The organism is Bacteroides sp. HF-4919 (assembly GCF_018860125.1).
Genome location: NZ_JAHKNF010000005.1, coordinates 238,524 through 259,966 on the forward strand (window position 1 = coordinate 238,524; position 21,443 = coordinate 259,966).

The 21,443-nt window shown below is 46.1% G+C and carries 17 protein-coding genes and 1 tRNA gene; 6 read left to right on the top strand and 12 right to left on the bottom strand.

Going from position 1 to position 21,443, the window contains the following annotated elements:
- The first annotated feature begins 8 nt into the window (after window positions 1–8).
- Genes KO473_RS10805 through KO473_RS10825 form a run of 5 tightly spaced genes read left to right on the top strand, consistent with a single transcriptional unit; the run spans window position 9 to window position 3,822 of the window.
- A complete protein-coding gene (locus KO473_RS10805; RefSeq protein ID WP_005807551.1) occupies window positions 9–593 on the top strand; it encodes a hypothetical protein in 585 nt (194 codons plus the stop codon).
- Window positions 577–1,152: a PepSY-associated TM helix domain-containing protein gene (locus KO473_RS10810; protein ID WP_005807549.1), complete on the top strand. Its 576-nt coding sequence runs from the start codon at window positions 577–579 to the stop codon at window positions 1,150–1,152. Before KO473_RS10805 ends, KO473_RS10810 begins: the two co-directional genes overlap by 17 nt.
- 27 nt (window positions 1,153–1,179) lie before the next feature.
- The gene (locus KO473_RS10815) at window positions 1,180–2,067 is read left to right on the top strand and encodes an ABC transporter ATP-binding protein (protein WP_005780422.1); all 888 of its coding nucleotides are present in this window, start codon (window positions 1,180–1,182) and stop codon (window positions 2,065–2,067) included.
- A gap of 22 nt (window positions 2,068–2,089) precedes the next feature.
- A complete protein-coding gene (locus KO473_RS10820; RefSeq protein ID WP_005807545.1) occupies window positions 2,090–2,761 on the top strand; it encodes a hypothetical protein in 672 nt (223 codons plus the stop codon).
- A 32-nt stretch (window positions 2,762–2,793) separates the two neighbouring features.
- Window positions 2,794–3,822 (top strand): DUF4857 domain-containing protein, encoded by a 1,029-nt coding sequence (locus KO473_RS10825; RefSeq protein ID WP_005780419.1) that lies wholly within the window; start codon window positions 2,794–2,796, stop codon window positions 3,820–3,822.
- 232 nt (window positions 3,823–4,054) lie between these two features.
- Here KO473_RS10825 and KO473_RS10830 read toward each other — a convergent pair.
- From KO473_RS10830 to rho, 10 genes are all read right to left on the bottom strand, one after another.
- Window positions 4,055–4,130, bottom strand: a tRNA-His gene (locus KO473_RS10830).
- Window positions 4,131–4,208: 78 nt separating this feature from the next.
- On the bottom strand, window positions 4,209–5,327 hold the full coding sequence (locus KO473_RS10835) for a CapA family protein (RefSeq protein WP_005780417.1): 1,119 nt from the start codon (window positions 5,325–5,327) through the stop codon (window positions 4,209–4,211).
- Between the two features lie 12 nt (window positions 5,328–5,339).
- Window positions 5,340–6,971, bottom strand: coding sequence for a TlpA disulfide reductase family protein (locus tag KO473_RS10840; protein ID WP_032541720.1), 1,632 nt, complete (start codon window positions 6,969–6,971; stop codon window positions 5,340–5,342).
- A gap of 67 nt (window positions 6,972–7,038) precedes the next feature.
- Window positions 7,039–7,920 (bottom strand): bifunctional methylenetetrahydrofolate dehydrogenase/methenyltetrahydrofolate cyclohydrolase FolD, encoded by an 882-nt coding sequence (folD, locus tag KO473_RS10845; protein WP_005780414.1) that lies wholly within the window; start codon window positions 7,918–7,920, stop codon window positions 7,039–7,041.
- A gap of 19 nt (window positions 7,921–7,939) precedes the next feature.
- On the bottom strand, window positions 7,940–9,025 hold the full coding sequence (locus KO473_RS10850) for a TlpA disulfide reductase family protein (RefSeq protein WP_005821103.1): 1,086 nt from the start codon (window positions 9,023–9,025) through the stop codon (window positions 7,940–7,942).
- A gap of 404 nt (window positions 9,026–9,429) precedes the next feature.
- Complete coding sequence (gene ffh / locus KO473_RS10855; RefSeq protein WP_005780411.1) at window positions 9,430–10,749, bottom strand: signal recognition particle protein; 1,320 nt, start codon at window positions 10,747–10,749, stop codon at window positions 9,430–9,432.
- 151 nt (window positions 10,750–10,900) lie between these two features.
- A complete protein-coding gene (locus KO473_RS10860) occupies window positions 10,901–12,223 on the bottom strand; it encodes an MATE family efflux transporter (protein WP_005780409.1) in 1,323 nt (440 codons plus the stop codon).
- A gap of 74 nt (window positions 12,224–12,297) precedes the next feature.
- Window positions 12,298–14,250 (bottom strand): HAMP domain-containing sensor histidine kinase, encoded by a 1,953-nt coding sequence (locus KO473_RS10865; RefSeq protein ID WP_122130167.1) that lies wholly within the window; start codon window positions 14,248–14,250, stop codon window positions 12,298–12,300.
- Entirely contained in the window at window positions 14,247–16,010 is a 1,764-nt protein-coding gene (locus KO473_RS10870) for an ATP-binding protein (protein ID WP_005821098.1), read from the bottom strand. Before KO473_RS10870 ends, KO473_RS10865 begins: the two co-directional genes overlap by 4 nt.
- A gap of 212 nt (window positions 16,011–16,222) precedes the next feature.
- Window positions 16,223–18,292, bottom strand: a complete 2,070-nt coding sequence (gene rho, locus KO473_RS10875) for a transcription termination factor Rho (RefSeq protein ID WP_005821097.1) — start codon at window positions 18,290–18,292, stop codon at window positions 16,223–16,225.
- A gap of 276 nt (window positions 18,293–18,568) precedes the next feature.
- Here rho and KO473_RS10880 point away from each other — a divergent pair, with 276 nt between their 5' ends.
- Window positions 18,569–19,405 carry a 4Fe-4S binding protein gene (locus KO473_RS10880; protein WP_005821094.1) on the top strand — a complete coding sequence of 279 codons (837 nt, stop codon included), beginning with the start codon at window positions 18,569–18,571 and terminating at the stop codon, window positions 19,403–19,405.
- Between the two features lie 343 nt (window positions 19,406–19,748).
- Here KO473_RS10880 and KO473_RS10885 read toward each other — a convergent pair whose 3' ends face one another.
- Together KO473_RS10885 and KO473_RS10890 are read right to left on the bottom strand one after the other, a co-directional pair.
- Window positions 19,749–20,621 (bottom strand): DUF4373 domain-containing protein, encoded by an 873-nt coding sequence (locus KO473_RS10885; protein WP_005821092.1) that lies wholly within the window; start codon window positions 20,619–20,621, stop codon window positions 19,749–19,751.
- Between the two features lie 141 nt (window positions 20,622–20,762).
- Window positions 20,763–21,110 (bottom strand): SH3 beta-barrel fold-containing protein, encoded by a 348-nt coding sequence (locus KO473_RS10890; RefSeq protein ID WP_005780395.1) that lies wholly within the window; start codon window positions 21,108–21,110, stop codon window positions 20,763–20,765.
- Window positions 21,111–21,443 lie beyond the last annotated feature (333 nt).

Here is a 21,443-nt window from a genome sequence, read left to right on the forward strand (position 1 = left end):
GTTAGCATATGAAAATTAAGTTTATGGTCGCTGCAACCTTAATGGCAGCTTTAGTAACTACTACTTCTTGTGGAAACAGTAACAAACAGAGTCAGTCCGAAAAAACGGAGCAGGCGGCTCCGGCGGCATTGAGCGTCGATAACCTGCTGGCGCATGCCGATTCACTGGCTAACCGGGAGGTGACTATAGAAGGAATCTGCACACATACCTGCAAGCACGGAGCTACAAAAATATTCCTGATGGGCAGTGATGATACTAAAACGATTCGTGTGGAAGCCGGACCTTTGGGTTCGTTTGACACCAAATGTATCAATGCCATTGTCACAGTGACCGGAACGTTAAAGGAACAGCGGGTAGATGAAGCTTACTTGCAAAACTGGGAAGCTAAACTGAAAGCCCAGACCGAAAAATCTCATGGAGAAACTGCTGCCGGATGTGATTCGGAAAAAAAAGCACGCGGCGAAACAGCCAACACTCCTGAAGCCCGTATTGCAGACTTTCGCGCAAAGATAGCAGAAAGAAAAGCTGCTACCGGAAAAGATTATCTGTCATTCTACTATATGGAAGCCAGTTCTTATGAGATCGCAGAATAAAGGTGCTGCATTCCGCAAATGGAGCCGGATTATCCACCGTGATCTGTCTTTCTTCTTTGCAGGAATGATTTTGATTTATGCTATTTCGGGTATCGTAATGAACCATAGGGATAGCATAAATCCCCATTATACAGTGACACGAACGGAATATAAAATAACAGAGGACCTGTCGGACAAGAATAAAGTCAATGAGAAGATGATTTTGGCTTTGTTGGAACCACTGGACGAAGCCGGAAATTTTACTAAATATTATTATCCGAAACCGGATCGGATTAAGGTTTTTCTGAAAGGAGGTTCAAGTCTGGTGATTAATACCCGGACAAAAGATGCTGTCTACGAGGGGGTGAAGCGCCGTCCGCTGATCTCTTCCATGGTACAACTCCATTTCAATCCGGGCAAGTGGTGGACTTGGTTTGCCGATGCCTTTGCTGTCTGTCTGATTATTATCACTGTCAGCGGTATGGTGATGATAAAAGGTCCTAAAGGATTGTGGGGCAGAGGGGGAGTCGAGTTGGTGGCCGGTATTCTGATTCCTATTCTTTTCCTGACGTGTTTCTAATAACAAACGAAAAATGATTTATAAAGCATGAGTGCAATTATAGAATGTAAGAACCTGACTCATTATTACGGTCAACGTAAAATTTATGAGAACTTGAGTTTTGAAGTACCTCAAGGGCGTATCTTGGGATTGTTGGGTAAAAATGGCACAGGGAAAACGACAACCATTAATATATTGAGCGGTTATCTTCAGCCACGTTCGGGCGAATGTCGCATCTTTGGTGAGAACATTCAGACCATGGACCCTGCTTTACGCAGGAATATCGGCTTATTGCTGGAAGGTCATGTTCAATATCAGTTTATGAATATCACACAGATAGAAAAGTTTTATGCTTCTTTTTATCCGGGACAATGGAAAAAGGAGGCTTATTATGACTTGATGAATAAACTGAAGGTAGCTCCGGGGCAACGTATCTCAAGAATGTCGAACGGACAGCGTTCGCAAGTGGCATTGGGACTGATCCTGGCACAAAATCCGGAGTTGTTGATTCTGGATGATTTCTCTTTAGGACTTGATCCGGGTTATCGCCGCCTTTTTGTGGATTATTTGCGTGACTATGCCCGTTCCGAGAACAAGACTGTTTTCCTGACTTCCCATATTATTCAGGATATGGAGCGGTTGATTGATGATTGTATTATTATGGATTATGGCTCTATCCTTATTCAACAACCTATTGAAACGTTGATGAAAGAGCTGAGAAGATATACTTGTGCTGTGCCCGAGGGTTATCAGCCTCAGTTGCCGGAAACTTGCTATCATCCGGCTGTCATCCGTCAGACCTTGGAGACGTATTCTTTTTTGCCTCCCATGGATGTGGAGAAACTATTGAAGGAAAGTCAAGTTCCCTTTACTGGTTTGCAGCACGAAAATGTAAGTCTGGAAGATGCCTTTATCGGTCTTACCGGAAAGTATTAATATGTAAATAAATAGAAGAAATATGATACAAGCCATATTTTATAAAGAGTGGATAAAAACGCGTTGGTATTTGTTGCTGGCAACTCTTTTTATGATAGGAATCACAGGATATTCCATGCTTCGTATTGGCCGCACCATTGCCATACAGGGAATCGATCATTTATGGGTGGTAATGGTTCAGAAGGATGCTATATTTATTGATTTGTTGCAATTTGTCCCTTTACTTATCGGTATCTTGCTTGCTGCCGTACAGTTTTTTCCCGAGATGCAACGTAAGTGTTTGAAACTTACTTTGCATTTGCCTTATTCACAGAAGAAGATGGTCATGTCGATGTTAGCTTATGGTGTACTTGCACTGGTTACCTGTTTTGCTATGAGTTTTATTATTATGGGAGTTTATCTGCCACAACATTTTACAAGTGAGTTGGTGCAGCGTATCTTATTATCTGCAGCTCCATGGTTCCTTGCCGGATTTGCCGGTTATCTGCTTGTTTCATGGATTTGCCTGGAGCCCACATGGAAACGCAGGGTTTTGAATCTGATTATTGCGGCATTGATTTTCCGTGTCTACTTTCTGGCTCCGGGAGCGGAGGCTTATAACAGTTTCTTGCCCTGGCTGACACTTTATACGCTGCTTATCGCTTCTCTTTCGTGGATTTCTGTGGTACGGTTCAAGGCCGGTAAGCAAGACTAACTGAATGTTTATTACTAAAAAATCAAACAAACATGATTCGATTCAGCAAAATATTTTTTTATGTTACTGTGGCTGTCCTGCTTGTATGGCAGTTGCCTTGGTGCTATGCTTTTCTCACATTGAAGCCTGTCAAAGCTCCTTTTACTATGTATAGTTCCGTACTTGGTGATTTTGTTATTACACAACTGGATGAGAATAAGCAACTTTACCGCTATGATACAAAAGGCAATACATATACACAGCAGCAGGTGGACAGTTTATTGCCTTCTCTCTATGTACGCCAGCTTACGGCGGACGAACGTTTCCCTGATACCATTTGTGGCAAGGCGGTTAGTCCGAAAGATATTCAATTGACAAACTTTACTTTCAAGAGTGTGCCGTCAGCCATCAATGCTCCCCAGACAGGACTTTATTTCCTGATGGAGTCCATGTCCAAACGGGTGGATTTAAAAATGCCCGAAGATGCATTCCGTTTTACCGATAAAGGTATGGAATTTATTCGTATGGAGACGAATCGTATAGATGAGGCGAAGAGCAAATTGTTTACGGATATGCTGGTTCAGAAAGGGTTTGCTTTTCCCGCAAGCTATGCTTCGGGCAATCCGACTACCCGTAAAGACTATGATGAGGGATATCTGGTTTTAGATGCCAACCATAAACTGTTCCATCTGAAGTGCACCAAGGGACGTCCGTATGTGAAAGCTATTCAGTTGCCTGAAGGAGTCTTGCCGGAATATGTGTTTATTACTGAGTTCCGTAGTCGCCGGACTTTGGGGTATATGGTTGATAGCAAGCATCATTTTTATGTTATCAATAGTGATGGAAGTTTGGTGAAATCAGCTCTCCCCGGTTTCGATCCGGCAAAAGATGAGTTGACCATCTTTGGAAATATGTTTGATTGGACTGTAAAGTTATCGACAGATAAAGATGATTATTACTATGCCCTGGATGCTACAGATTATTCACTGATTAAAGAACATGCCTATAAAGATATGCGTCGTTCTGTTCCGGGATTGTCCTTTACATCTCCTGATGATAAGTTTGTCATGCCGCGTTTTTAAATGCGGCATGATAAAATATATTTCATTTTAATGACTATATGAGGGTGTGTCATAACTCACCACAGAGGACACAGAGTAACACAGAGGTGTTTTTAAGTTACTGATTATTAGTAAAAAAAACTCTGTGATACTCTGTGGTGAAAAGAGTTTCGACACAGCCTCATAATTTTCTGGAAAGCCTGATATATAACAAAGAAGAGGAAATTCATTATTGAATTTCCTCTTCTTTGTTGGGTGGAAGACCGGACTCGAACCGGCGACATTCAGAACCACAATCTGACGCTCTAACCAACTGAACTACATCCACCATGTTAGCATCTCTCTCAAATGCGATGCAAAGGTAGCGATTCTTTTTAAATCTGCAAACATTTCGCGAACTTTTTTCTTCAAAAAATGTATTCATTAATTCCGCGGTTATGCTTGCGGAAGAGTTCACGCGTGTCATTAATAAAGATTTTCAGGCGGTTACGTTCTTCTGCCGATAAAGAGTCTGTCGGAATACTTGCGGGATATAAAACGTAATTTTTCTTTTTGGAGAGTATGGGGCGTGCCGTCCATACCAGACCATATCCGCAATTACTGACAGATATGCCCGTGCTGTCTTTCATTAATTCGAGTTTAAAGAGCAGTCCGCCGTCTGTTTTACGGGCAGACATGTTCGAAATAAAATTGCCTAAAGAGTAGAGGACTACATTCTGCCGACCGGTGAGAGTATCGGTCCGCAGCTCCATGGGTTGCACTACATGGGGGTGGGAGCCGATCACATGGGTGACTCCTTGACTAAGTAGCCAGTCGGCCAGGGAGGTCTGCTCCTTATTGGGCAGTGACTGATATTCGATCCCCCAGTGCATGCAGGCAATCAATACATCCGGATGCAGAGCCTTAGCAGCTTCAATGTCCCGTGTCATGACAGCCTTGTCGATGTAGTTGACTATGTTTGGGTGAGAAACTTTAATGCCGTTGGTGCCGTATGTATAGTTGAGCAGGGCAATCCGAAAGCCGTTCTGTTCCAACAATAGTGGATAGCGTGAAGCGCGGGCCGTACTGTCAGTGTAAGTTCCGGCATAAGGAATTTGTAGCGAATCCAGCATCAGGATGGTTCGTTCCAGCCCTTTTTTGCCTCGGTCGAGACAATGATTATTGGCGGTTATCAATACATCGAAGCCGGCGTCTTTTATGGCGGACAGATATTCGTCGGGAGCACTGAAAGCGGGATAACCCCGGTAAGGTTTTCCTCCGAGGGTTACCTCCAGATTGCCGATGGCAATGTCTGCTTTACTGATTTCTTCTTTTACCAGTTTAAAGTAGTCCGTGTAGTCGTATCCCTTGGTGGTCCGGGCTGCATCTATCTGTGCCTGATGCTGCATTAAGTCGCCTGCAAAGAGGAGTGTAATCTTCTGCGCAGATATCGTATCGGGCGCCGGGACAGGGACGGGCTGTTCTTGTGCATTGCTGCTGCAAGATACAGAGCAGAAAAACAGGGAAAGAAGAATCAGATGTTTCATAAGCAACAGGTATTAAAGTTCTTTCTGAAGAATGTGTTCCACCTCCTCGGCTGTAGGGTTCACGGCAAGAATGATTCCTTGGGCGTTCACCAGGAAAGTTCCTCCGGCAGCATTCGGTATCCGGTATTTTGACCAGATCTGTTGAACATCATTCAGTTCGATAAGGTTCAGCCAGGGGTAACCGTCTTTCCGTATGGCTTCTCTCATACGGATATCGCTGTTCTGCTCGCGCGCTACGCCGATGACGGTGAATCCACGGTCTTTGTATTTTTCGTAGATGGGAATCAATTGCTTGGAGGCCGTACGGCACGGACCACACCAGGAGGCCCATAGGTCGATCAGAGCCACTTTGCCCCGGATCTGTTCGGACAACTGAACCATGTTGCCGTTCAGGTCGGGAGCGGAGAAGTCGATGAAACGGTTTCCCGCTTTGGGCTGGTTATTGTCGACAAACATTTGCATTTCCCGGGTATAAGGATGTTCGGGATAGCGGGAGGCGTACACTTTTTGAAATGCTTCCAGATAGGGGGTGACGTCTTCGCCTTTCCGTGCGTTCTCCACCTTTATTTTCAAGATGAATAGTCCTAACAGCGAAGGGTGTTGCGAGGCTTGTTCCGTTTCCCAAAGAGTCTTTTTCCGGAAGAGTTGTTCCCTTTCCTTCATCAGTGCTTTTGCTTCTTCTGTGAATGCTTCGCCACTTTCTTCCAGGCGGTCCCTTTCTCTGAAGAACTTGTTCTTTTCTTCGGGATTGTCTTTCACCTGATCGAACTTTTTCCAGAGTGCTTGCATGGCTTCGCTTTCAAAACGTCCGTATTTCTCGAGCGTATCTCTTCGTGCGTTGAGTTCATCGAAACTGAACTTATCCTTCCCTTCCGCTTCAAATTGCCGGAGGGCCGTGGTCAGTGGGTTGAGGGTCTCTATGCGATAGGGTGGGTGTGCGTCTATGGGAGATATGGTGAAAGATACCGTTCCATTCTCTGCGAAGAAAGTGACCGGATACCAACAGCCGTTCAGCAGGTCGTCCCAGCAGATAAGTTCGTAAGCCTTTTCGTGGTCGGTATAGAAGTCGTACTCAAAGATGCCGTTGCGTACCGGTATCGAAATCCACGGGGTACCGTTCGTATTCTTGTTGCTTTCTATGAGTATCAGGCGGCTGGTTTGTGGGCGGTCTGCCATTTTTCCGGTCAGGTGGCAGTGTACTTTCTTTTGGGGGGCAGATGCGTCAAGGCAAATCCCCTCGATCCGGAAGTCCTCTTCATTGTTGCTTTCTGCAAAGTCTATCGTCCGGTCCTGCGGGTCGATAGGGGCAAATTGCAGGATAAACGTCACATTGCCCGAAGCCGGCATGTATACTTGCTTGTCCAGCTCGAAACCTTGCGATCGGACGACAGGGTAATTCTTTCCGCTTTGCACTCCGTGTAGAGAGAGCCCCGAAGCCAGCCGTATCCAATAGTTAGGGCGCGAGTAAGCATCCATATACAGAATGGTAGCTGTGTCATTACGGACGATCCGGCTGATTTCAAGTGCGTCGGTATTTCTTTTTTGATATGAAGGATAGTCGATAGAGAAATTTTGTGCGGTAGCCCATGGGGTACATGCGAAGAGAAGGACGCACAAGCCTGTGGTTTTAAATATCGTATTCATGATACTAAGGTATTGAAAAGCAAATTCTCCGTTTCCCCTTCTATGAAGAGGGAAACGGAGGAGTGGGTTATTGATAGATCGCCTTCTTACCTGCCAGCAATGTATTTTTCATCAGTGACACGATGGTCATCGGGCCGACTCCTCCCGGAACGGGAGTGATGAACGAACACTTCGGGGATACTTCGTCAAACTTCACATCTCCTGTGAGCTTGAACCCGGACTTCTTGCTGGCATCGGGCACCCGGGTGGTACCTACGTCAATGACCACGGCACCTTCTTTCACCATTTCCGCCTTTACGAAATTGGGTTGTCCCAATGCAGCGATAATGATATCGGCTTCCCGGCACTCTTTCACCAGATCTTTTGAGCGGCTGTGACATACGGTCACCGTAGCGTCTCCCGGATAAGCCTTCTGCATCATCAGTGCAGCCATCGGTTTGCCAACAATATTGCTGCGTCCCAATACGACGCACTTTTTCCCGGATGTCTCTATCCGGTAGCGTTTCAGCAGTTCGAGGATTCCATTCGGAGTGGCCGATACATAGCAAGGCAGTCCGATAGACATGCGTCCTACATTGATCGGGTGAAATCCGTCCACATCTTTGCGGTAATCGATGGTCTCAATCACTTTTTGTTCGGAGATGTGTTTGGGCAACGGAAGTTGTACGATAAATCCGTCTACATCATCATCTTCATTCAGTTCGCGTACTTTGGCAAGCAGCTCGTCCTCTGTCACATCACTTTCGTAACGGATCAGTGACGACTTGAATCCGCACACTTCGCAAGCTTTTACTTTGGCGGCTACATATGTCTCGCTGCCTCCGTCGTGTCCTACGAGGATGGCTGCCAGGTGAGGGCGTTTGCCTCCATGAGCCACTATTTCTGCCACTTCGGCTGCAATCTCCTGCTTTACTTGTTCGGAGATGGCTTTTCCATCAATCAGTGTCATTTCTTATTCGTTTATTGAGTTATTTATTGTTTAGTACTTCGGCTACTTTATTTTTCATTCCTTCTCCTCTGAGGTCACGTGCGATGATGGTTCCGTCAGGTCCGAAGAGGAGGATGAAAGGGATACCTTTTACACCGTACAGATCCATGGGCGTCATACCGGTGTCGATAATTTGCGGCCAGTCGATATTGAGTTCCTTGATCGCTTTTTTGGTATTTTCCGGTTTGTCCCAGACTGCTACTCCCAGAACAGTCAGTCCTTTGTCTTTGTATGTGTTGTAGAGTTCGGCTATATGAGGCGATTCGGAACGGCAGGGGCCACACCAGCTTGCCCAGAAATCTACCAAAGTGTATTGACCTTTGCCCACAAAATCGGATAAAGAGCTTGCGGCGCCGTCTATGGTCTTACCGCTGAAGTCGGTAAACTTTTGTCCTACTGCCGTCGCTTTCATGCCTTGAAACTGCTTTTCGATGCGGTGATATACGCTCAGTGACTTCAACCAGGGGCCGGAAGCCGCAAATATGGTGTCCATCTCTTCGGGCAAAGCGCACATGGCAAGCTCTCTGATGGCAAACTCTCCGAGTGCATTGTCCGGGTTCTTCATAAACATGTCTTTGTATAGTCGGGTATAAGTCGGATGCCAGTAAGTATCGGCGTATTCTTTTTTAAGCCGGAGTTGTTCCGATTTGTCTTCTGTTTGCTGTTCGATGGCCGCATGTCTTTTTCTCAACTCTGTGACCAGCTCGGATGTCTTATCAGATATGTGGGTATACTCCTCATTCATTGGCGTTCCCTTCGGGTCATTGTGAGTCAGTACATTGACCTGGATGTTGCCCCCTTCGAGGATGAAGTTGGCATACTCTCTCCCCGCATCGATGCGGCAAAAACAGGGGATGTCCGCTTTTCCCGTGAATTTAAATTGCCCGTTGGTCACTTGCGTGCTATCCACTTTCATTCCGTCGTCATAACGGCTGATATAGAGTGTCTGTCCGTTCAGGGTAGAATCGTTTATCAAACCTTCTACCGTATAGGAGTGCCCATTGTGTTGTGCGTTGGCTATCCCGGCTACGGAAGCAAGCGCCAGAGTGAAGAGAATGTGTTTCATTGATTCAATGTTTTTATGGTATCGGACAAAAGTAATATCATTTACCATCTCCTGTTTTTTGTCAAGAGTAGCTTTATAGATTATTAACAGGAGGAGGGGAGGGGTCGAAAGCAGGGAGGTGCTTTTCGGGATAGAGCCTCGGTCCGATACAAGTAGAGCCGGGGTTTTGCTGAAATGCAGTAAGCATTTGGAGGAAATGCAACTGGCATTCGGGAGTATGGCAACCGTCTTCGGAGGCTTAAGCTGCGGGCTGTAGGTTCTCCTTTCGGTTAGGTGCATAAAAAAAGGAGGAACCACGGTTTCCTCCTTTTATTGCATTCTGATTGGATCTATTGAATGATTACATTGACAAAGATACATCATCCCAAAGCCAAAGTCAAGCTTTCGGGACGAAAAGTGCAGTTTTATTTCATCTTCGGCATCATCTTGCCCATTTTGCTGCTGGTTACCATCTTCATCATTTTGCGGGTCTGGTCGAATTGCTTCAGCAAGCGGTTCACTTCCTGGATAGTCGTACCGCTACCTTTGGCGATACGTGTACGGCGCGAGCCATTCAGGATAGCCGGATTGCTGCGCTCTTCCGGAGTCATGGAGTAGATGATGGCTTCAATGCTCTTGAAAGCATTGTCATCAATGTCGATGTCTTTGATAGCCTTGCCTACACCCGGAATCATCGATGCAAGCTCTTTCAGGTTACCCATCTTTTTGATCTGGCCAATCTGGCTGAGGAAGTCGTTGAAGTCGAACTGGTTCTTGGCAATCTTTTTCTGAAGGCGTTTGGCTTCTTCTTCATCATATTGTTCCTGCGCACGTTCCACCAGAGAAACAATATCACCCATACCTAAGATGCGGTCGGCCATACGGGCGGGGTGGAATTGGTCGATGGCATCGAGTTTCTCGCCTGTACCTACAAATTTGATAGGCTTGTTCACAACCGAACGGATAGAGAGGGCGGCACCACCACGGGTGTCACCGTCGAGCTTCGTCAGCACTACACCGTCGAAGTCGAGACGCTCATTAAACTCCTTGGCAGTGTTTACGGCATCCTGACCGGTCATGGAGTCTACCACGAACAAAATTTCGTTCGGTTGGATGGCTTCCTTGATAGCTGCGATTTCATTCATCATCTGCTCGTCGACTGCCAGACGTCCGGCCGTATCGACAATTACCAGATCGTAACCTTTGGCACGTGCCTCCTTGATGGCGTTTTGAGCTATGGCAACGGGATCTTTGCTGTCGATTTCCGAGTACATCGGTACATCGATTTGTTCGGCTAATACACGAAGCTGTTCGATAGCGGCAGGACGGTAAACGTCACAGGCAACGAGCAACGGGCGCTTGTTCTTCTTGGTTTTCAGCATACGTGCCAGCTTGCCTGAGAAAGTAGTCTTACCCGAACCTTGCAGACCGGACATCAGGATGACTGCCGGTTGGCCTTTGGTATCTATCTCGACAGTCTCTCCACCCATCAGTTGAGTCAGCTCGTCGTGAACGATCTTCACCATCAATTGGCTTGGTTTTACGGCTGTGAGCACGTTTTGTCCCAATGCTTTTTCCTTCACCGTATCCGTGAAGCCTTTGGCTACTTTATAGTTAACGTCGGCATCGAGCAGTGCCTTGCGCACGTCTTTCAGGGTTTCTGCTACGTTGATTTCGGTGATTTTGCCTTCACCTTTCAGAATCTTAAACGACCTTTCGAGTCTTTCGCTTAAATTGTCGAACATATCTTTGAATTATGAATTACTAATGATGTGTAAAATCCACCACGGATTACACGGATTAACACGGATTTTGTATTTGAAATAGAGAGTATCTGTGCTAATCTGTGTAATCTGTGGTGAAATCAGCCGCAAATGTACAAAAATCTCTTGTACTTTATATCTTTTTGTTCTGCCATTTTGCTTTTTTGAAGTAAATATAGCTTGTGGCGAGCAACAGTGTATAGTACAGTATCTCAATTGTAAAGCACCATTCGATGGGAGCTTTTACCCACATTCCGATGAAAATGATATACGATCCGTAGATTGCGATGGTGATGGCTTCGAGCATCAGTGCCGCCTGAGTGTTGCCTGTGCCCGATATGCCGTTGAATACCACATTGGCTACCGAAGCAATCAGCATGGCCGCGCAGATAACGTATACCGATGGTACGGATTCGCTGATCAGCGCTGCCTCGTTGGTGTATACCGAAAGCAATGCCTGTGGGAAAAGGGCGGTTACGATGACCAGTCCCAGCATGATCAGGAAAGAGAAACGCCCGATTTTGTTTATCAGGGGCATCACGTGTTCGATGCCTCCCGCGCCGATGGCGTTGCTCACCAGGCTGTTGGTGGTGGTTGCCAGTGCATTTACCGGAATCAACATGACGATGTAGATACTTCGTACGATGTTGGCAATGGCGAGTTCACGCTGTCCCAACCTTTCCACAGCCACGAAGAAAATGAACCAGGTGGCCATTGACAGAAAATACTGCAACATGGTGAAGCACGATATGCTGAGGATGCGCATCAGCAAAGCCGGGTCGAACGAGCGTAAACGGTTGAGACCGTATCTTTTCAGGTCGACGGTGATATACGTATAAATCAGAAAGAACAGCAGCGAAGCCGCTTCGGCTATTACCGAGGCGATGGCGGCTCCTTTGATGCCCATCTCCGGCAATCCGAAGTGTCCGAATATCAGGGCATAGTCCAGTACCACATTGGTCAGAGCCATTACTACCGCATTGATGGTAAGTACCTTGGTGCGGGTGATTCCGATATAGAGTGCCCGGAACATGACGTTGACAAACGAGAAGAAAAAGCCGAAAATGCGCCAGTCGAGAAATTCCATCGTGGCGTCATAAATGCTTTCGGAAGATACCAGCAGGCGCATAATGTTGCCACCGAATGCTTTGGTAAAGCCGAAAAGCAGAAGAGCCATGGCAAGCAGGAACAAGACTCCCTGGATCATGACAGGCCCCACGTCGGTATAACGCGCTTCACCGTTGCGGCGGGCAATGACGATCTGTGAACCGGTGCTGAATCCGAAGGCAATGGTGAAAATACAAATATAGAAAAGCCCGCCCATGGCAGAGGCACCAAGAGCTATCTCACTGACGCGTCCCAGAAAGGCGGTGTCGGTGACATTTATGACATTTTGCGCAAGCAAGCTCAGGAGAATCGGGTAACTGACACTCCAGATCTGTTTGTTGGTATACATAAATAAGGATTTTAGTTTGCAGGCCGCAAAGATACAACTTTCTGCAGAAGTTGACGAGCCACCGGGAAAAGAAGTCAATTTTTTCCCAACGGATAGGTGAAGAGGATGGTCGGTTTTTCGCCTGCGTTTGCCTGTACTTTATAGCTTCCTCCGAAATACTCCAGCAACAACCGGTTAATTTCGTGGCGGATGTATACCTCCTGTGAGGTAAATCTTTCGTCGGCCAACGGGGAGTTAATGATGCGGAAACGGATCATGTTCTTTTCTGTGTCATGGGTCACTTTGAAGTCGATCTCCCGTTTTTCTTTACACTTCTGCGGATAAGTCAAAGTACTCAGCAGCGCTTGGCCGAAACGGGCCGTATCGATACGGATGTCCAGGCCGGGGGCTGTTTCGTTTCCGAGCCGGATACAGATGTTCTCTTCGTTGCGCATACGCGCCATGTAGAGAGCTTCGTTACAGAGTTCGGTTAGTCCGTATTCCTGAATATTGAACTTCATCATGCCTGCTTCAAGCCGCGATAAATCGAGTACATCATTGACCAGGCGCATCAACTCTTCCGAATTTTTCTGGATGATGGAGGAGTATTCTTTCCGGACTTCGTCGGTCATGTTGGATTCGGAAGCTATCAGTTGCGAGAAGCCCACTACGCCGTTCAGCGGGATACGGATGTGGTAACTCATGTTCGACAAAAAGCGGTTCTTCATCTCGTTGGCTTCTTCCGCCATACGGGTTGCCTTCCGTGTCTCTTTTTCCGATAGCTCCAATGCTTTACGAACGTGCGAGATACGAAGCATGAAGACAATCAGGATTGCCAGGACAATGCCGACAATGACCAAAGCCGTCAGTTGGATATCGCTTTTCAACTGTTCTTCTTCCAAAGCTACTTTGTCGATATTGTATTTGGCCTTTATCTGCTGCATCTGTTTATCGAAAATAGTCGTTTCGATGGAGTCTTTCAGGTGGAGTGTCCTGATATACAACGGAAGAGCTTCCGCACTCCGCCCGGCTTCTACCAGAAGATCGGCTTTAGACAGCTGCTGGTGGATATAATTGCTGTTCCGGTCTTCCTGTAATAAAATGATGGTAGAGTCCATCTTCGCAAGTGCTTTGTCATACTCTTTTTGAGTTCGGTAATAAGCTGCATAGGCATCGTAATAGAGCACCCGGTACATGAAGAAAGTATTGGGAGTAAGATATTTCCCGGCTTTTTCCAGGCTTTCGTGTGCCTGTTCCGATTGGCCGGTATTCAGATAATAATAGGTATAGTACACCTCACCGAACAGATAAACATCATAAAATGCCTCTTTGAGCATCGGGTTTGTGGCAGTGTGCTGTTGCAAAGTCTCTTTTAACTTTCCGAGGTATTCGGACAGCTGTTTGTTGTTCTGTTTATCCTTGGCTACCGCAATCAGTTGGCAAAGGATCGAGATCCGTACCACGGCATTGTCCGTTCGCGAAGATAGTTGATAGGCTTCTTCCAATGCTTTCATTCCCTCGTCCCATCGCTCCGTGCCGATATAAGCATTGCCCAGACATTGTTTGGCTCCGATCAGTCCGCGGACACAGTCCACTTTCTTTGCCCTTTCGAACATCTGGTTTGCCTCGTTGATGGCAAGTTCATACTGCTCTTCATAAGTGTAGAGGTCTGTCTGGAAGCGGAGAGCGTCGAAATACAGATCCCAGGTTTTCGACTTCCGGGCATAAGGCTCCATAATGTCCAGCCATTTCTTTACACTGTCCCGGTTGCTTTGGTTATAGTAGTACACTGTGTGCAGATAGGCAGCTATGGTGTTGTATTTATCGTTATTCTGTAGAGTTGCTTCTTCTCTCAGCAGGTTTGAATATGTGATACATTTCGGTGTCAACTGTTCTATTTGTGCCAGTTTCTTGAGCATTTCCAGACGTGTGGAATCATGCGGAAGTGTCTGTGCCACCCGATACAGGCTGTCGGCTTCTGTTTGTCCGTCCGCGTACGCTCCTGAGGCCAGACAGCATGCAATAAGGATCAGTATGAATCGTTTCATCCTTCTGCCTCCTCTTCTTTTGTGGGTCCGATGGGGTGTGTAAACCGGAAGCGTGCACCTCCGGTGTACTCCGGATCAATCCATATCTTTCCTCCGATTTGTTCGATGATAAGCTGGCAAATGGAGAGTCCCAGTCCTGTTCCGTGTGCCCCTTCATTCAGCTTTTCGAAACGGTTGAATATCTGATTCTGTTTTTCGGGGGGGATGCCGCATCCGGTATCCGTTACTGTGAACAGGGCCATGGTCTCTGACTCTTTCTCCAGTGTCAGGGTGATGTTGCCTTCGGTGGTGAATTTGGTGGCATTGATCAGCAGATTGATCAATACCTGTTGCAGACGTGATTCGTCGGTACGCAAAGTCAGTTTGTCCAGTGAAGTGACGAAACTGACTCCGGCCTGAGTTTGCTTCACCTTTTCTACAGTATCGATTACGTTGCGGCATATATTGACTGCGCCACATTCCTTAAAGTTGAAAGTCAACTTACCCGGGTCGAGACTCGACAGATCTATCACGTCATTGATCAGCTTTAACAGCAGCTCGGAATTCTGCTGGATGATGTCGTTGCATTGACGTCGTGTATCATTGTCGATAGACTCTTCGGTCAGGATGGACGAAAATCCGGAAAGGGCATTCAGCGGTGTCCGTATTTCGTGGCTCATATTGGATAGGAACAGGCTTTTGGTATGTATGGCGTTTTCGGCATACTTGCGTGCAATCTCCAACTCTTCTTTGGAATGGAGAAGGCGGTTGGCTTCCTGCCGGATGCGGACGATCAGCAGCAAAATAAGCACTAATATGAAAATGGAAGCTATGATAACCCACAGGGTGATCTGGTTGCGTTGTATCTGGTTCCGGATTTCCATCTGGTCTATCTGGTACATGCCTCTCAGGTCATTGATTTGCCGGGCATAACTCAAAGCGTTCAGCGAGTCTTTTTGTTCGTTGGCCTTTTGGTAAATCAGGCAGGCTTCTTCTGTCCTTCCCATCTTAGTCAGTAGCTGCGCACACTCCAATTGCAATCCGATGTGTTTGTTGGGAGCGGGTGCTTTAGGGGTATTTATCAGGCGTTCATATTGTTGCAAGGCGAGTCCATACTCACCGATAGCCTGGTAGTATTGCCCCAATATGTAGTTAAAGATACTGCGGAGATAGAGGAATTTCAATTGGTCACTGATTTTCCTTGCTTCGTCCAAACTGGCTTTTCCTTTCTCCGGATTGCCTGCTTCAATGTCATAGTAAGCTTTACATGCACATAAAAAAAAGTGGAATGTAGGAGTTGGAACGGCGGTATGCAGGTTCTCGAATCTTTTTAGATAGGTACGTGCTTCGTCCATGTGTGATGTCTGGATCAGGGTCAGAATGAATTTCGGAAGTATTTCCTGTTCGAGGATTTCGCTGCCCGGTATCTTGTCCAGCAATTCCAGGGCTTCCTTATAGGATTCGATGGCAGGTTCCTGCATGTTGGCGTTGAGGTAAGCATCCCCGATGGCGCGGCTGGAAAGGGCAATGCCGATGGGGTAATTCAGTTCTTTGGCTTCCTTGTACATCTGGCGGGCATGGTCGATGGCCATGTTCATGTCTCCGCGTGTGGCATAGGCAGTCGCAATAAGCTGTTTCAACTGGAAGAGGGTTTTGTACTCTTTCTGTTTTTTCAGGATAGGAGCCAGTTCATGACCCCATTGGATGATACTGTCGTTGGGAGCTTCTTTACTATAATTGAGGCTGTTGTCAATCAGGTTTTGGAGTGCTGACACGTGCATTGTTGCTTTATTGGCAGCATGTGTAGTGACAGAGTATAGGGTTACTACTGCTATAAACGTTATATTAATAAACTTTCCCACAGTAATTGTTGTACTTCCGGTGTTTGTTTTATGCTTGTTTATGATGCATGTAGTGCAAAGCTAAATAAAAAGAGTGAGAATCAAACAGAATCTCACTCTTTTTTTTATGTTTTGTTCACAAAAGGACTTTTTTAACTGTTCATGCTCATCAGGAACTCGTCGTTGTCTTTGGTTTTTTCCAGTCGGTCTTTTACAAAGTCCATTGCTTCGATCGGGTTCATATCCGACAGGTACTTGCGCAGGATCCACATGCGGTCCAGTGTCTGTTTGTCGAGCAGCAGATCGTCGCGGCGTGTGCTCGATGCCACAATGTTGACAGCCGGGAAGATACGCTTGTTGCTCAGGTTGCGGTCGAGCTGCAACTCCATGTTACCTGTACCCTTGAACTCTTCGAAGATCACTTCGTCCATCTTAGAACCGGTGTCGATCAGGGCGGTAGCGATGATTGTGAGCGAACCTCCGTTTTCGATGTTACGGGCTGCTCCGAAGAAACGTTTCGGTTTGTGAAGTGCGTTTGCATCCACACCACCCGAAAGTACCTTGCCCGATGCCGGAGATACAGTGTTGTATGCACGTGCCAGACGTGTAATAGAGTCGAGGAAGATAACTACGTCGTGTCCGCACTCTACCAGTCTTTTGGCCTTCTCAAGAACGATGCCGGCTATTTTTACGTGGCGTTCGGCGGGTTCGTCGAATGTAGAAGCAATCACTTCGGCATTGACGCTGCGGGCCATGTCGGTAACTTCTTCCGGGCGCTCGTCAATCAGCAGCATAATCATATATACTTCCGGATGATTGGCAGCAATGGCATTGGCAATTTCTTTCATCAGGATGGTCTTACCCGTCTTAGGCTGGGCTACGATCAGTGCACGCTGTCCTTTACCAATGGGCGAGAAGAGGTCTACCACACGTGCCGACATGGAGTCGGAATAGCCACCTTTGCAAAGCTTGAACTTTTCGTCCGGGAAAAGCGGAGTAAGGTGGTCGAACGGCACACGGTCACGCACGAAAGCAGCGTCACGTCCGTTGATTTTAGAAACCTTCACCAATGGGAAGTATTTCTCACCCTCTTTGGGCGGACGGATTACACCTTCTACTACATCACCGGTTTTCAGTCCAAATAGTTTGATTTGTGATTGAGATACATAGATATCGTCCGGTGAAGAGAGGTAGTTGTAATCTGATGAACGGAGGAATCCGTAGCCATCCTGCATGATTTCCAATACACCGGTTCCGGTGAGGATATCATCGAATTCGTATGGTTTTTCGCGTTCAATCACACGGCGTTCCTGAACAGGAGCGGGCTCAGTTGCATTTTGTTGCGGCATGGGACGTTGTTGTACAGGAGGACGCTGGTTATTGTTGCGCTGATTGTTATTATTATTGTTGTTATTATTATTGCTGTAGTTGTTGTTGTCGCGTGGGCGAATGACACGGGGACGTTGAGGTTGTGCAGCCGGTTCGGGAGTGGTGGTTACCGGTTCTGTTTTTGTTGATTCGAATTTGCCGAATAATTCAGTAGGCAGTTCTACTTTTTCTGAAGGCAGATCTTCGATGGGGATAAAATCATCATCTGCATCCATATCCGAGAGGATTGAGCTTTCTTCGTCTACAACGGTTGGTTTCGGTTTGAGGATCGGTTTGCTGATAGGGCGTTTTTCCGTTTCCGGTTGAGCAGCCGGCTTTTCTTCCTGTACCGCTGGGGCTGTTACAGGTTTGTCTGCTATAACCTCTGCAGGTTTGGTTTCTGCTTCCACTGCGTTTTTGCGGGGACGTCCCGGTTTCTTTTTCGGAGTGGCATAAGGGGTCACCTTTATCGATTCTGCCGGAGTGGCGCTCGTTTCAGTACTCATCTCTTTAGTTGCTTCCTTAGTCGGTTCTGTTGTCTTAGCTTGTGCTTTGGTTGCAGGTGCGTTGGCATCTGTCTTGGTCAGTTCGCCATTTTTGGTAGAAGAGAAAACCTTGTCGGCGTTTTCCTTCTTTACTGTCACTCGAGAGCGTTTTTTCTTGTCTTCTTTACGTTCCTCTTTAAGTTTGTCAGCTGCTACTTTTTTAGTAGCTCCGGCTATAGCTTGTTCATCAAGGATTTTGTAGACAAGTTCTTCTTTCTTAAGTGAGTCTGTTTTTTTGATACCCAGTTCCTGGGCAATAGTTTGTAGTTCCGACAAATTTTTGTCGTTCAATTGGATAATGTTATACATACAGTATATGTGAGTTATTTAATATTTTAATTTTATTTGTTGAAATACGTACGGCCGAAGCTACGACGCAATGGCCGGAAGCTTAACAAACGCAACAGTTTTTATATGATGAATTTGGGATGTTTTGTTGAATCGGAAATCCGAGTTTCGTCTCCCGTTGGAGGATTATCGGAATGTTTCAACGCCGCAAAGATAATAAATAAATTTGGTTTTTATGATCGTTTACTCTTTTTTTCTTCATAAAAGTGTACCTTTGTTGCACAAAACATAACTATTATGACAGCAAACGAAGTCCATCTGATTTATTTCTCGCCTACCCACACCTCAAAACAAGTTGGAGAGGCAATTGTTCGTGGAACTGGAATAACAAATGTGATAAACACGAATTTAACACAACAGGCAGCTCAGGATTTAGTAATTACCGAATCTGCGTTAGCCATTATTGTCGTACCTGTATATGGAGGGCGTGTGGCTCCTCTGGCCATGGATCGTCTGGCAAGTGTACGCGGGAATAATACTCCGGCAGTTATCGTGGTGGTATATGGTAATCGCGCTTATGAAAAATCGTTGATGGAACTTGATTATTGGGCTATTCAACAGGGATTTAAGGTGATTGCCGGTGCAACCTTCATCGGAGAACATTCATATAGTACAGAGAAATATCCCGTAGCTGCCGGACGTCCTGATGAACGTGATCTTACTTTGGCAGCTGATTTTGGAAAGCAGATCTCGGATAAAATAGCATCTGCTGCCGAGCCGGAGAAGCTGTATGCAGTGGATGTCCGTAAAATCCGGCGTCCGCGCCAGCCTTTCTTTCCGCTGTTCCGTTTTTTGCGAAAGGTGATTGCTTTGCGTAAGAGTGGTGTCCCACTTCCCCGTACTCCTTGGGTAGAAGACGAATCCTTGTGTACTCATTGTGGTGCATGTGCGAAGATGTGTCCCGTGAGTGCCATTATAAAAGGTGACGAGTTGAATACGGATGCCGAACGCTGCATTAAATGCTGTGCCTGTGTAAAGGGGTGTCCTCAGAAAGCAAGAGTATACGATACTCTGTTTGCCGTGCTGCTGTCACAATGCTTTGTTAAGCAGAAAGATCCTTGTACATTGCTTTAAAAAGGTCGGAGCACTGACTTTTAATCTTAATTTCCTCATTTTCCGGTTGGGTGTATCAGTGCTCTTCATTAACATTGTTAACGCCCTCTTCCGGCCATTTTATTCTTAGATGCAAATAACAAGTCTTTTGCACGTAAAACACTTGTTATTTGCATCCAAAGAACAAACTTTAACTCTGTGTTAAAGCAAAGCTTTTACCGACAGGAATCTTGTACATTAAAAGCGCTGTGTTTTAGTTTTTTAAGTACGCTCTTTGCTTCTTTGTTTCACTGAATCCCTTTCAGACCAAAAGTCTGGATACTTGCTTTTTTGTCAACTACAAATCGGAGACTAACACTTCCTGCTATCTTCTTTTCGCCTTGTTTAGCGCCGCTATCAGATACCTTCCTTTTGCCCCTATGTCACTCCAGCAAGTGTTGGCAATCAGCCGCCACACCGTCGTTCCCTTCCTTCCATAGTCCGACAGCCTGAGTATGGAGTTTACTTCCCCGGTGTCGGTAACGCTCAATCTCTTTAGCGTGTCCATCAGTCCCGAGTAATTGTGCGTCATTGTATTGAAGGCGTATCCCGGTATCTGTAGATAAGAAGAATCCTCCTTCCTTTCTTCCTCCTTCCCCTCGGGGGGAGCTGAGGGGGGTAATTCTTTATTTTCCTTTGCTTTACTTTCCTTTACTTTACTTTGTCCGGAATTGCATGCATTTTTTGCGTCAACGGCTACATGATGTACTACATTTTTCGGGTTAACAGGTGTTTTTTCCCCTTTGAACAGCTCCGGTTGCTGAATTTCCTGTGTTATAGAAGGAGTATCGGGTTTTCCGTTTTCCTTTTCCGTTTTTACTATCAGGTAGGGGAGTTCCGACAGTTCTCTCTTCCTTCGCTTCGTTGCCTCCAGCCATACCTTTTGTATGTTTTCTGAAGTCAGTATTCCGTTTTCCAGATAACTGTTTCTGTCCAGTATCCCTTTGATAAAGAGAATTTCGATAATTCCCTGCACCTCCTCGGCCTGCACTTCCCTTCCTGCCTTGTTGGCAAAGATCAGGCACTGCTCCTCATCCCACCGTATGAAGTATCCCTCCTTGTATATTTTGCAAAGGAGCTTCAGTACGATTGCGGGGCCTTTGATTCCGTATTTTGCCTCTATCACTTCCATTGCGTTCTCTTCCATGAAGTTTACGCCCATCGGGAAATAGTTGATCCCGTCGTATGCTATTGCCATTGTATTTTCAAATTAATCGTTTGTACTTTCAATAAAACATTCATCACAAATTACCCCGGATTCCCAAAGACGTTTTCACTTGATTCCTCAAAATAGAAATAATTCATCTGTGAAAATCCGTGTAATTCTGTGGTGCCCACCCTATGCCATCGGCCTCCATTCCATGAAGTTCTCCACCTGGAACGTTGTCCACCGCTGTTCGTCCACATTCCAGTAGACTACTGCGCCTTCTATTTTTGTGGGATCATACTTCTTGTGGAATTCCGCTTCGTAATAGATCAGTGTCGCCTTCACCAGCCTGAAGTCTCCGTTCTGCTTCTGATAAGCAATAACTGCGTGCCCGTATTGCAGGTGGTCTGTTAATGCTTCCAGACGCTCTGCCATCCATTCGGCACATTGTTCGGTATATCCTTTCTCAAAGACAATCCGTTTCTTCCATCTCAGTTTCATGGCTTCACTCTGTGATGCCGGTCTTTTTTTTCGTTTCATACGTATATTTTTTAAGTTGATAAAATGTTATCACCACGAAGATAGGGGACGTTTCATGTAAGGCGGATTATGATAATTCATTGTGCGTATTTTTGTGGATGGCGGGTTTGTGCTGTCTATCCTTTTCCACTTCTTCCCAAATGCTGCTGATATAGACTAATATTGAACTGATGGATAATGGTTTAAATACTCCGTTTTTAATATTTCCGATTAGTCTTTTTTCATTGATGTAGCGTGCGAGTGAAGCCTGACATGTATTGATATTTTGTATATTCGCATCCTCTATGTAGGATTCTATCAACGCTTTGATAAGTTCTTCTTTATGCGAAATTA

Excerpts from the sequence above, each read along its gene's own strand:
- KO473_RS10805 (WP_005807551.1), top strand. The coding sequence starts at position 9 with ATGAAAATTAAGTTTATGGTCGCTGCAACCTTAATGGCAGCTTTAGTA.
- KO473_RS10810 (WP_005807549.1), top strand. The coding sequence starts at position 577 with ATGAGATCGCAGAATAAAGGTGCTGCATTCCGCAAATGGAGCCGGATT.
- KO473_RS10815 (WP_005780422.1), top strand. The coding sequence starts at position 1,180 with ATGAGTGCAATTATAGAATGTAAGAACCTGACTCATTATTACGGTCAA.
- KO473_RS10820 (WP_005807545.1), top strand. The coding sequence starts at position 2,090 with ATGATACAAGCCATATTTTATAAAGAGTGGATAAAAACGCGTTGGTAT.
- KO473_RS10825 (WP_005780419.1), top strand. The coding sequence starts at position 2,794 with ATGATTCGATTCAGCAAAATATTTTTTTATGTTACTGTGGCTGTCCTG.
- KO473_RS10835 (WP_005780417.1), bottom strand. The coding sequence starts at position 5,327 with ATGAAACATCTGATTCTTCTTTCCCTGTTTTTCTGCTCTGTATCTTGC.
- KO473_RS10840 (WP_032541720.1), bottom strand. The coding sequence starts at position 6,971 with ATGAATACGATATTTAAAACCACAGGCTTGTGCGTCCTTCTCTTCGCA.
- folD (WP_005780414.1), bottom strand. The coding sequence starts at position 7,920 with ATGACACTGATTGATGGAAAAGCCATCTCCGAACAAGTAAAGCAGGAG.
- KO473_RS10850 (WP_005821103.1), bottom strand. The coding sequence starts at position 9,025 with ATGAAACACATTCTCTTCACTCTGGCGCTTGCTTCCGTAGCCGGGATA.
- ffh (WP_005780411.1), bottom strand. The coding sequence starts at position 10,749 with ATGTTCGACAATTTAAGCGAAAGACTCGAAAGGTCGTTTAAGATTCTG.
- KO473_RS10860 (WP_005780409.1), bottom strand. The coding sequence starts at position 12,223 with ATGTATACCAACAAACAGATCTGGAGTGTCAGTTACCCGATTCTCCTG.
- KO473_RS10865 (WP_122130167.1), bottom strand. The coding sequence starts at position 14,250 with ATGAAACGATTCATACTGATCCTTATTGCATGCTGTCTGGCCTCAGGA.
- KO473_RS10870 (WP_005821098.1), bottom strand. The coding sequence starts at position 16,010 with ATGCACGTGTCAGCACTCCAAAACCTGATTGACAACAGCCTCAATTAT.
- rho (WP_005821097.1), bottom strand. The coding sequence starts at position 18,292 with ATGTATAACATTATCCAATTGAACGACAAAAATTTGTCGGAACTACAA.
- KO473_RS10880 (WP_005821094.1), top strand. The coding sequence starts at position 18,569 with ATGACAGCAAACGAAGTCCATCTGATTTATTTCTCGCCTACCCACACC.
- KO473_RS10885 (WP_005821092.1), bottom strand. The coding sequence starts at position 20,621 with ATGGCAATAGCATACGACGGGATCAACTATTTCCCGATGGGCGTAAAC.
- KO473_RS10890 (WP_005780395.1), bottom strand. The coding sequence starts at position 21,110 with ATGAAACGAAAAAAAAGACCGGCATCACAGAGTGAAGCCATGAAACTG.